11 protein-coding genes and 1 pseudogene are annotated in these 10,016 nt (G+C 69.8%); 11 read left to right on the top strand and 1 reads right to left on the bottom strand.

Features of this window, described 5'->3' with window-relative positions; all coding sequences use genetic code 11:
* Positions 1 to 3: 3 nt before the first annotated feature.
* From C1N81_RS03980 to C1N81_RS03950, 7 genes are all read left to right on the top strand, one after another.
* The gene (locus C1N81_RS03980) at positions 4 to 465 is read left to right on the top strand and encodes a hypothetical protein (RefSeq protein ID WP_394426799.1); all 462 of its coding nucleotides are present in this window, start codon (positions 4 to 6) and stop codon (positions 463 to 465) included.
* Entirely contained in the window at positions 413 to 1,165 is a 753-nt protein-coding gene (locus tag C1N81_RS03975; RefSeq protein WP_394426797.1) for a helix-turn-helix domain-containing protein, read from the top strand. The genes C1N81_RS03980 and C1N81_RS03975 overlap by 53 nt, the downstream gene beginning before the upstream one ends.
* Positions 1,162 to 1,590: a hypothetical protein gene (locus C1N81_RS03970; protein ID WP_394426795.1), complete on the top strand. Its 429-nt coding sequence runs from the start codon at positions 1,162 to 1,164 to the stop codon at positions 1,588 to 1,590. The genes C1N81_RS03975 and C1N81_RS03970 overlap by 4 nt, the downstream gene beginning before the upstream one ends.
* Positions 1,591 to 1,831: 241 nt before the next feature.
* Positions 1,832 to 2,344 carry a hypothetical protein gene (locus C1N81_RS03965; protein ID WP_394426793.1) on the top strand — a complete coding sequence of 171 codons (513 nt, stop codon included), beginning with the start codon at positions 1,832 to 1,834 and terminating at the stop codon, positions 2,342 to 2,344.
* A gap of 56 nt (positions 2,345 to 2,400) precedes the next feature.
* Positions 2,401 to 2,835 (top strand): hypothetical protein, encoded by a 435-nt coding sequence (locus C1N81_RS03960; protein WP_394426791.1) that lies wholly within the window; start codon positions 2,401 to 2,403, stop codon positions 2,833 to 2,835.
* Positions 2,836 to 2,840: 5 nt separating this feature from the next.
* Positions 2,841 to 3,614 (top strand): GP88 family protein, encoded by a 774-nt coding sequence (locus C1N81_RS03955; protein WP_394426790.1) that lies wholly within the window; start codon positions 2,841 to 2,843, stop codon positions 3,612 to 3,614.
* A gap of 274 nt (positions 3,615 to 3,888) precedes the next feature.
* Positions 3,889 to 5,229 (top strand): hypothetical protein, encoded by a 1,341-nt coding sequence (locus C1N81_RS03950; protein WP_394426788.1) that lies wholly within the window; start codon positions 3,889 to 3,891, stop codon positions 5,227 to 5,229.
* Between the two features lie 82 nt (positions 5,230 to 5,311).
* Here C1N81_RS03950 and C1N81_RS03945 read toward each other — a convergent pair whose 3' ends face one another.
* The gene (locus tag C1N81_RS03945; protein ID WP_394426786.1) at positions 5,312 to 6,907 is read right to left on the bottom strand and encodes an ADP-ribosylglycohydrolase family protein; all 1,596 of its coding nucleotides are present in this window, start codon (positions 6,905 to 6,907) and stop codon (positions 5,312 to 5,314) included.
* A 321-nt stretch (positions 6,908 to 7,228) separates the two neighbouring features.
* Between C1N81_RS03945 and C1N81_RS03940 the strand changes: the two are divergent.
* The 4 genes and pseudogenes from C1N81_RS03940 to C1N81_RS03925 form a co-directional block, all read left to right on the top strand.
* Positions 7,229 to 7,585, top strand: a pseudogene (locus C1N81_RS03940) (HU family DNA-binding protein); the annotation flags it as partial.
* A 143-nt stretch (positions 7,586 to 7,728) separates the two neighbouring features.
* A complete protein-coding gene (locus C1N81_RS03935) occupies positions 7,729 to 8,511 on the top strand; it encodes a hypothetical protein (RefSeq protein WP_394426784.1) in 783 nt (260 codons plus the stop codon).
* A gap of 184 nt (positions 8,512 to 8,695) precedes the next feature.
* A complete protein-coding gene (locus C1N81_RS03930; protein WP_394426782.1) occupies positions 8,696 to 9,193 on the top strand; it encodes a hypothetical protein in 498 nt (165 codons plus the stop codon).
* Positions 9,190 to 10,014, top strand: a complete 825-nt coding sequence (locus C1N81_RS03925; RefSeq protein ID WP_394426780.1) for a hypothetical protein — start codon at positions 9,190 to 9,192, stop codon at positions 10,012 to 10,014. The genes C1N81_RS03930 and C1N81_RS03925 overlap by 4 nt, the downstream gene beginning before the upstream one ends.
* Positions 10,015 to 10,016 lie beyond the last annotated feature (2 nt).

The following is a 10,016-nucleotide window of genomic DNA, read 5'->3' as shown; positions in this document are numbered from 1 at the left end:
ACCGTGACATCGGACAACCAGTGGCAGCAGCGGTTCTCGGACCTCCTCGTCGGCCACCACAGCCCCACGGGGGACCCGATCGACGCCGGCGCGCGCCTGATCGTCTTCGACGAAGACGGCAGCGAGGCCTTCCGAGCCGCCCTCGCCCGGCACCACCGCTTCGAGAAGAGGGAGCAGACGGTATGGATCAGGCCACTGATCGGCGGCCAGGACACCGCAGAGGGATATCAGTTCAACCTCGGCGTCGTGCGTCGCCGCGCCCTGCAGTGGAAAGCCATCCGGCTGGTCGACGACGCGGTCGAGATAGAGCTCGTCCACGGGCAGAGGGCACGCGTGGAACCTGCGGACGGGCCCGAGCTTGCCGAGTTGGCCCGATGGGACGAGTTCACGAACAGGCTCACCCCGGACGAGGATGCGGCACTGGGTCGTCTGGACGCGGACTCCTGGCACGGCCGCTATGCGTGAGCACCTCGACGTCCGCCGGCAGGGGTGCCGGCAGCCGTATTGGCATGATGGCCCTCCGATAGCGCGGACCACGAGGCGCCGGCCTGCTCCTGGGCCGGCCCGACACAGCAGGGAGGTGAGTGGCGTGGCAGCACGACGTCGCGGTGTACGCGGATTCGACGGAGCCGCGCTCCGCGCCGCCCGCACAAGGCGTGGCATGACCGAGCAACAGCTCGGGCGTGCCGTGCGGATGCCCCCTTCCCTGGTCTGCGCCTACGAGGACGGCCAGCGCATCCCGGAATGGAAGACCCTGACCGTGCTCGCGGACGCGTTGTCCATCACGGTCGAGGAACTCCGCCCTGGGCACGACACCACGATGGAGGACCTGCGGTGCGGCGCCGGGCAGGACCAGGCAGCCGCGGCCACGGTCGCGGGCCTGACGCGCAGCGGCTACGCCATGCTCGAGAACGGCCTCACCCGGACTCTCAAGTCCGGCACCGCGGCCAGGTTGGCGGCCTCGTGGGAGGTGGACGAGGACCAGGTCGTCCAGGCCCACGCAGCAGGTGTCCGGGCCGCCGGCGAGCCAGCGCCGGTCCTCGAGGGCGTCGTGCTGGAGGGCCTCGCCGCGCACTTCGGGGTCTCCGCCAAGGCCCTGCTCGACCTGGCACGCTCCGCGCAGGCCGACGCCGGCCGGAAACAGACCGGAAGGAGGAAGCCGTGACCGTGCACCGAGGACACCCAGTGACGGACGCCCGGCACGCTGCTCTGCGCAGCCCGTTGCCCCCGCACGAGCGGGACCTCCCGGTCGACATGGGCTGGCTGCGCTGGCGTGCCAAGCAGTTCGCGAACGTCTCCCAGCGGCCTTTCCACCTGGTGGTCGACCTTCAGGCGTACGCCTCTGTCACCGGGATGCCGTTCTACGCGCACTACGCGGCACAGGTCTACCTGGGCCCGGAGGGAGCCCGGCTGGCCGTGCCGCTGATGGCCATCAACCTGTCACTGGTCAAGACCCGCGAGGAAGCGGACCGCGCCCTCGCGCACGAGACCATGCACTTGGTCGTGCCCTCCTACGGACACAAGAAGTCGGCGTTCGCGCGCGCCCAGCAACTCATGGACTGTGTAGGCCAGTTGACCGTCGTGGCATAACTGCCGCAGAGGGCGGGCCGGCGGCGGTATCCGTGCGCCGACGGCCCGCCCCTCGCGGCGGCCGAGCGGGATTCACATCACCCATGCGTTGCAACTTTCTGTTTCACGATGTACTGTAATCATCGTTGGGGCGGGGACACCGCCCAGCCCAGGACCGCCGTCAGCGGTCACTGAATTCCGCTCGGGCATGACAGGCGCTTCCGCGCCGGTCGTGCCACGCCCATCCCATCCCGGAGAAGCCATGCCGAGCACAACGATCACCCCTGCCCTCAGCCCTCTCGAACTCGCCGCGGTGACTGCGGCGATGAGCCGCGCACGCACCGGCAGGCCCGCCCCGGCGGGGCCGGACCCGCGCCTCCATCGCGGGTCGGGCGACGCACTCGCCTGGGTAGAGCGGGTGCTCCGCTGCCGCCTCCGCCTCAGCTCCGTTGGCCGCCCCATCGCCATCCACACCGAGCACGACCGCGTCCACCCACTCCTGCCGGGCGGCCAGTACTACCGCGCGGCCGTACTGACCATCCCGAGCGAGGGCCGTGCACTCAACTTCCTCGCCACGTACGACGAGCGCCGGCGCCTGGTCTTCGACCTCGTCGACCGATGCCCGCACTGCCGGCAGCCGGTCCCCACCGAGGAGATCAACTGCTTCGAGGATCTGGGCGATTACCTCCTCCAAGCCCGCGACGCCCTTGGCGGATCCCCGCGATTCCGCTGCTCCTCCGCCCACGAATCTGCGTGCCCCGCACGCGGCAACTGAAGCGGTCAGCCCTCCAAGCGGCGCCCCCGGCTCTGTTGAGCCGGGGGCGCCCCTGCATGAAGCCGCAGCTCGCCGTCGGCGCGCATCACCCCGGAGATCCCGATATGAAATCTCTCAACTCCTCGCAGCGACATGGCCCTTTCGGGCTGGTGGTCGCCTCGCCCGGAAGCGCGGCACCCCGCATCTGGACGGACTGGCTGCTGTTCATGGTTCCGCTGTTCATCGCGCAGATGCAGCACATCAGTGACGCGGAAGCCGCCCGGATGAGCGAGGGGGCAGCGGACCTGATCGCCGAGCACGGCGACGATGCCCAGTACGGCGGCAGCCACCAGTCCGGTGCCCGCACCGCCATTGCCAAAGGTCTCGCGCTTCTCGCGCGGGCGGAGGGCGGCGTGACCGCGCTCGGGATCCACGCATGCATCCAGCCGCACGCCGGCTGCCCCGGCCGGGTCAACGCCGCACCCCATCCCACCCCGGAAGCGAAGAAGTGACAGACATGGTCGAGGCCACCAACACGCCGAAGAAGAGTCCGCGCAAGTGGCTCCTCACGCAGAATTCGGATTTGCGCCGAATCGGCGTCTTCAATTGGACGCTTCCCGCCTTCGCGGTGAAACTTCCCGACGGCAGCAATTTCAACGTATGCCCTCAGGCCGGAGTCTGCGCCCAATTGTGCTACGCTCGCGTCGGAACCTATCGGTTCAAGAACGTACGCGCCGCACACATCCGAAACCTCCTTCTCTGCCGGGATTCTCCGGATGAATTCGAGAAGCAGATGACGGACGAACTGAGTCACAAGCGGTACGTTGGAAAGTGGATCCGGCTGCACGATTCAGGTGACTTCTTTTCGGACGAATACCTCCTGATGTGGCTGCGCATCATGAGCAACTCTCCTGGCGTTTCCTTTTACTGCTACACCAAGGAGATCAGCCGCTTTAAGCGGCTCGTCGAGAATGATGCGCCCAGCAATTTTCTGTGGTGCTACAGCCTCGGCGGCAAAGAGGACCGCCTTCTCAACCTTGGCGCCGATCGGCATGCGGACGTGTTCCCGGACCTCGAAGCTCTGATTTCTGCCGGGTACTCTGACCAGACGGAATCCGACCTTCTTTCCGTGCTCGGAGAGTCGCCGCTCGTAGGAATCCCGGCTAACCGGATCCCTCACCTTCTCAAGCGGCAGGGAACGGAGACCTTCGGAAGTCTGCAGCGTGCGCGGGACGCGAAGCTGGCCGCGAAGAAGTCGGCCGCGAGCCGGCAGTTCGACCTGGTTCACTGATCGCCGGATGCGCGTGTGGGGGCCGAGCGGATATCCGCTCGGCCCCCACACGCGCATCCGGCGAGGCCGAGTCCGAAGAGCGCCACACCCGACGCCACGTTGCATATCATTCTAGCGCCATGTACTTTAGCGCCTGCCCCTGCGCGATCAGGGGGCCGGCACCGAAGGGAGCCGGCGGTGTCGGCGTCATCCCGAGTCCGTCCCACCAACGGCTCCGGCCACGGAGCCACCACCTCGGCCTGCACCCCCGCCGGCCCGACAAGGAGTGATCACGGTGATCCCCGCCGACGCTGACGAAGAGGTCCTGACCTCCGAGGAGATCGCGGAGAAGTACAAGGTCAACGTGCCGCAGGTCGGGTACTGGAGCGAGATGAAGGGGTTCCCCGAAGGCTGGCCGGACGGCCCCGGTCGCACCCTGGTCCGCGATGCTCGTGAGGTGGACGAGTGGCTCCACGAAAACCTGCCCGTCCACTGGGCGCGCGGCCAGGAATCGGACAACCCCCACGGCCTTCCGGAGGGCAATCCCAAGGATCTGCTGTCCCTCAAGGACATCGGGGAGCTCGAGGCGAAGGCGCTCGGGCGGGACGAGCCGGTGCCGGCCGCAACCCTGCGCGGGTACCTGTCCAAGGAGACGATGCCCAAGCCCGACCGCACGCCGGGCGACGGGTTGAAGCCCGAGGTGACGGACCGCAGGTGGTTCCGTCAGACCGTCTACGACTGGGTCAACCGTCCGCGGAGCATGCGACGCCAGAAGAAAACCGATGGAGGTGCCGGCGGCGCGCAGGCACCGGCGCGGCGCCAGCCCAAGAAGCAGTCCGGCGCCGCACAGCAGTCGTCGTCGCGCGTGGATGTGGATGGCATCGCCGCGAAGTACGGGGTCAGCCGGCCGACAGCCAGCAGGTGGACGCGCACTGAGGGCTTTCCGGCACCGGACGGAGCCGACTACGTCGCGGCCTTGGTGGACGCCTGGGTGCGCTCCGAGCGGCGGCGCACCTGGGAAGCGGCACAGCGGCTGCCGGCGGCGGCTGAGTCGGCCGGCCCTTCCGAGGCACCGGAGGAGCAGGCGCCGGCGGCCGCAGGGGCGGGACGACGGTCTCGGAACAAGAAGGGGGTCGAGCTGGCCGCGGATCAGATCGGCCCGCGCTATGGCGTTCCCCCGGAGACGGGCACCAACTGGACCAGGGTCAAGGAGAAGCGGGAGAACGGCAGAGTCGTCCGCAAGGCGTTCCCCGCCCCCCTGCGGACAGCGCCGCGCGTGTGGGACCAGGACGAGGTCGACGACTGGGTGAGGGAGGCCCGCCCGCACGTGTGGGCCGCGTTCAAAGGCACCGGCCCGGTGCTGCTCAACCCGCTGCCAGAAGGCGACCCTCGCGACCTTCTGGACGTGGATGACTTCGCGGCGGTGTGGGGTGTCGCCACACGGGGCGAGCCCCTGGCGCGAGAAACCGTCACGTCGTACCACACCCGGGGGCAGATCCCATACGCAGACCGGACTCCGGACGACGGCAAGAAGCCGCGGGTGCTGTCCTACCACTGGTATCGCGAGACGGTGTACGACGTCATCACCAGCCGGCGCGGACCGGGGAACTTCGAGCCCAAGCGGCCTCGTGACTGAGATATGAGTTGGGCCCGGTACCCCCACGGTGGGGGTACCGGGCCCAACTCATATGCGAGACATTCCGGTTGAGCCGGAGTGTTCAACGACGCATGTGCCTGTCGAGGAGGAATCGGCGCAGCGGACGGGGCCGGTGCGGCGGAAGTCCGGCCAGTTCGTACACCGCGTCGTGCAACTGCGGGTGGGCCATGAGGGTCCACTGCCGTCCCAGGGCCCGGTAGACGTTCACCAGCGCCGTGTGCGGGTGCACGCCGAGGAGCGTGCCGTAGGCGGCTGCCACAGCGGGGGTGCGCGAGCGGCCTGCGACGCAGTGGAGGAAGACCCGCTTGCCTTCCTGGCGCAGCCGGAGGATCTGGTGGGCGGTCTGGTGGAGCACGAAGTGGAGGTTGCTGTTCGCGCCTTCCTTGTCGACCAGCCAGACCCTGACGTGTTCGACGTCGGTCCCGGCGAAGATCGGGTCCTGACCGACCCGGCAGAGCGACACCACCGCGTCGACCGGAGCCTCACCCTGGAACTCGGTCATGGGCAGGTTGCTCATGAGGACGCCGGGGTCTTCCGGATGCGGGGCGACGAATTCCGTGCCCGCGTAGGCGGGGATGCGGACGCGTGCGGCTGAGGGCCAGCCGTCGGCATCGTCGGCTCCGGCGCGCGCCGTCAGCACGGCCAGGCGGACCAGGTCGGGGCCGGTCAGGTTCGGCCAGCCGTTGACGGCCTGCTGCCAGGCGAGCGGGATCGCCGAGACGCCCCAGCGTGCGCCCAGCAGAGCCCCCGCGATCGCGGCGACGGTGTCGGTGTCGTTGCCCGCTCGGACGGCGGCCTCGGTCGCGAGCTGGAAGTGCTGGGCGGGGAACGAGCCGTGCTCGGGTGCGTGCTCCGGAATGGCGGTGCGGGTGATGGCTGACCAGGCGGCCTGGAGCGCGGTGACCACGTATCCGTTCGTCGGCCAGTGGTGCGGCGGGTTGGCCTCGGCCTCGTCCAGTCGCGTGTTCCAGAGGTCCTGGCGGTCCGGGGCCAGGAGCGCGACGCCGTTACGGACGCCGTCGAAGCTGCCTTCGAGGACGGCGGTCCGGATGCCGGAGCACCACAGGATGCACGCTTCCACGCATTCGGGGTCGCTGTGGGTCAGGGAGCTGATCCGTGTGGCGGCCTCGACCATGCCGTCGAGGTCGTCCAGGTAGGCGAGGGCCACGATGCCGGTCCGCATCAGTGAGCCGTTGCCCGCGCTGTACCGGGTGCGGGCGGTGTAGGCGTCGGCGGCCGCCGTCATGGCTTCTGACGGTGAAGCGGCCTTGTTGGCCCTGGCCGCGCTCAGCACCGTCCGGGTCTGGGAGCCGATGTCGCTTGCGCCTCCCTCGCGCCATGCGTGGAAGCGGCGGGCGATCTGGTCGAGAGCGGATCGGCTGGTGAGGTCGGCTCCGGTGGCGGCGACCTCGGCGATGCAGACGTGCATCTGGGTGTCGTCGCTGTACTCCCCCGGCTTGTATGGGCCCAGGCCGCCACCGATCATGACGGGCTGCTGGCTGGCGGTCAGTCGCGGCTGGAACTCGTAGGGGACGCCGAGAGCATCACCGCACGCAGCCCCGATGAGGACACCGGCCGCGCGGTCGGCGGCATGGATGTCCAGCGGCCGGGAGCCGGAGGGCTGAGGGGTGGCTGCGAGGGCGGTGAGCATCGTCATCACGGGGTATCTCCCGATGTCATGTGGTGTGCGGGAAGCCTGAGAGGAACGGTGGCGGGGAGCGCGGCGTGAACTTGCCGGGCGCTCGACCCGCTGTCGTTATGTCAGCCTGACACGACACCGCCATAACGTCAACCCGACGAGATGCATTGCATGTTCATGTTGCGTGATGTACTGTCGATGTCGTTCGGTTGAGCAGCCGCCGCTGCTGCATCGGCCGGCCCCCTCTCCTCCCGTCCGCGTCCGTCCGGCGCGGCAGGTCACGAAGCGGATGCGCGCCCCTCACGGCGCAAACCCTCCCCCTTTTCCATGGAGTTCGACATGAACAAGGCCCAGCTCGTCGATGCCGTCGCCGACCGGATCGGCAGCCGCCAGCAGGCTGCCGACGCCGTCGACGCCGTACTCGACGCCATCCTCCGCGCAGTTGTCAGCGGCGAGCGAGTGTCGGTCACCGGCTTCGGTGCGTTCGAGAAGGTCGACCGCCCCGCCCGGTTCGCCCGTAACCCTCAGACCGGCGAACGGGTCCACGTCAAGAAGACCTCGGTGCCCCGATTCCGCGCGGGACAGGGATTCAAGGACCTCGTGGACGGCTCCAAGCAGCTCCCCGCTACGGAGCAGGTGGCGGTGAAGAAGGCGCCCAAGGGAACCCTGTCCGGCTCTACCAAGCAGCTGGAGACGATCGCGGCCTGATCGTCTCCGCCGCCGCACATCACGTCAGGCATCCATCCCCACTGCGGCCGGGCACCCCGGCTCCCGGCCGTAGCACCGACACACCCGCCGCGCTCCCGTGGCGGGTGTGTGTTCCCGCCCCGAGGACCACGATGCTCATCAGCCCCACGCCGCACGGCCCGCCGCCCTCGGCGACCGTCCTGTTGACCGCCCTGTCCGCCGTCGGCGTCTGCGCCTACTACGACCGGGAGAACCGCGCGATCCTCGCGCACGCCGCCGACGTGCCACGGGCCGAGGCACTCAACCACGTCCACGTGATGCTCGGGTGGATAGCGTTTCCCTCGAAGCAGCCGGACGCTGACCGCGCATGCGTGACGGCAACGATCCGCCGGCCGGACGGCACGCCGCAATCCCACCACCAGGCGGGCGCGCTCTACCGCACCGCCCGTCTTCGCCCCATCGCCGACGAGGCGCAGGCGGCCGCGTGCGCCGTCGCCGCCTGGATGACCGGCCGCTCGGCCGGGCTCATGCTGCTGTCCGCGCTCGCCGAGTACGGCATCACCCCGGGCGACGGGCTGTCGATCGGCCCCGACCGCTTCGACATTCCGCTGCCGTTCACCCACGGCTTCTGGGGCCGGCTCTCCATAGCCGACCGGTTCTACTCCGTCCGGCACGCCCCTGAGGCGCACACCGGCTGGCACATGTTCCTGCACGACGAGCGCGGCGAGCCGGTCGGCGACCCGGTGTTCGTCACCGGCGCCGGAGGTCTGGTGGACTGCGCCGAAGACTCCGCCGTCCTCGCCGCGGCCGTCGCAGACTGGCTGACCTCCCCCGTCTCCCGTCACTGTGACTGCTACGGCAACGAGCGCCCCGGACGGCCGCATGACCGCGAGTGCAACCGCTACCGGCTGCCCGTGCAGGGACGTCCGACGTGAACGCCGGGTCCGGCGGACTCAAGGCCGGCGCGGCGAGGGGCGGCACGCCTCCATACGCGAGCCCACACCACTCGACGCAGACCAAGGCTGTTGTCCCGTTCGACGCCGACACCACCGCAACGGCGTGCCGCACCTCCGCGGATGCGCCGATCGCGCCATGCGGTGATCCCGGCGACGGCAAGACGTGATCACCCGCCTGGAGACGTGGTGGAGCGTCGGGGTGGACTCCTTCGCCGAGGACGGCGGCTACGACGCGGCCGAGGTGCCCCGGGAACTGTGCTGGTACGTCACGTCGTCGATCACCGACATCAAGGCGCTGGATGAGGCCGAGGGCTGGGCGTACGGCTACGGCTCGTCTCAACTCCGGGTCCGCGACGGGCGGGTGCACATGGCACTCGCCTGGCGCCTGGAGGTGAACCGCGAGTCGTGGGCCGCCGTCCGCGGTCTCGGCCCGCGCGCCGCCGTCCGTCACGACTTCGCCGAGCACATCGCCCGGGAGCTCATCGGCCTCCCCTCCGTGTGTGAGACCGACGCCGTGATGACCGCCCGGTACGCCACCGGCCACGGCACCGTCCGCCGCTCGTGGACGTGGCAGGACCGCCATCCCGACGCCCGCAGCAACGGGCCGTCCATCCACCTTCCGGTCGTCCCCGACCAGTCCCACAGAAAGACACCGCAATGACCTATCTCGTGGTCGAACACGGCCGGGTCACCTCGGCTCACACCACCTTGGTCTTGGCCCGCGCGGCCGAGGTGCAGGGGCCCGGTCACAGCGACGAGCCCGGCCCGGTCCTGGGCAGGGAGCCTGCCTGGTGGTTTCGCGGCGGCCACGGCGCCTTGCCGCAGCTCGGGCTTGTGCGCACCGAGGCAACCGCGCTCGGGCTTCGCTTCGAGCTGCGCGCCTGCCAGGCGCCCGCCGGCAGCTGCGGGCACGAGCCCTGCGCCGCCTACGTCACCTGGGCCAGCAGCAGTTCGTATCACCTGCTCGATCGCCTGGCCATGTTCGTGCCCACCTCGTGGGTCTGGGCCGGAATGCGCGGCCACGACCCCCGTGGCGACGATCCCGGGTTCCGGGCCGAGGCTCAGGCACTCGTCGAGCGTCTGACGGCCGACCTGCGGCCGCCCCTGCATCCCGTCGGTGAGGCGCCCATCGACCCCCGGCCGCTGGAAGACCGGCGGGCAACTGCGCACGGACTCGTCGTACGTTTCCTCGCGGCCCAGTTCGGACCGTCGACGAGCCGAGAATCTGCCGTCGAGGTGTATGCGGTGCTCGCCGACGACCTCGTGCACCTGACGTTCGAGCCTCCGGCGCAGGAGAGGCGGGCTGTGTGCGGGGGGCTGCTCGCGGATCGGGAGGGCGGTCACGGCCTCACCGACGGCACCGCGCGCCGGTGCGAGCAGTGCTTCGGCCGCGCGCCCATCAGCCCGCCGCCCGTGCTCACGGCGGCGGAGCACGACGCATGGACGGCCGTTCTCCGTGCCCAGAACCCGCCCCGTCCGTAACC

The sequence above is a fragment of the Streptomyces sp. SGAir0957 genome (assembly GCF_043523415.1).
The sequence above is the reverse complement of the archived record's forward strand: the minus strand, read 5'-3'. Positions and strand labels throughout refer to the sequence as shown.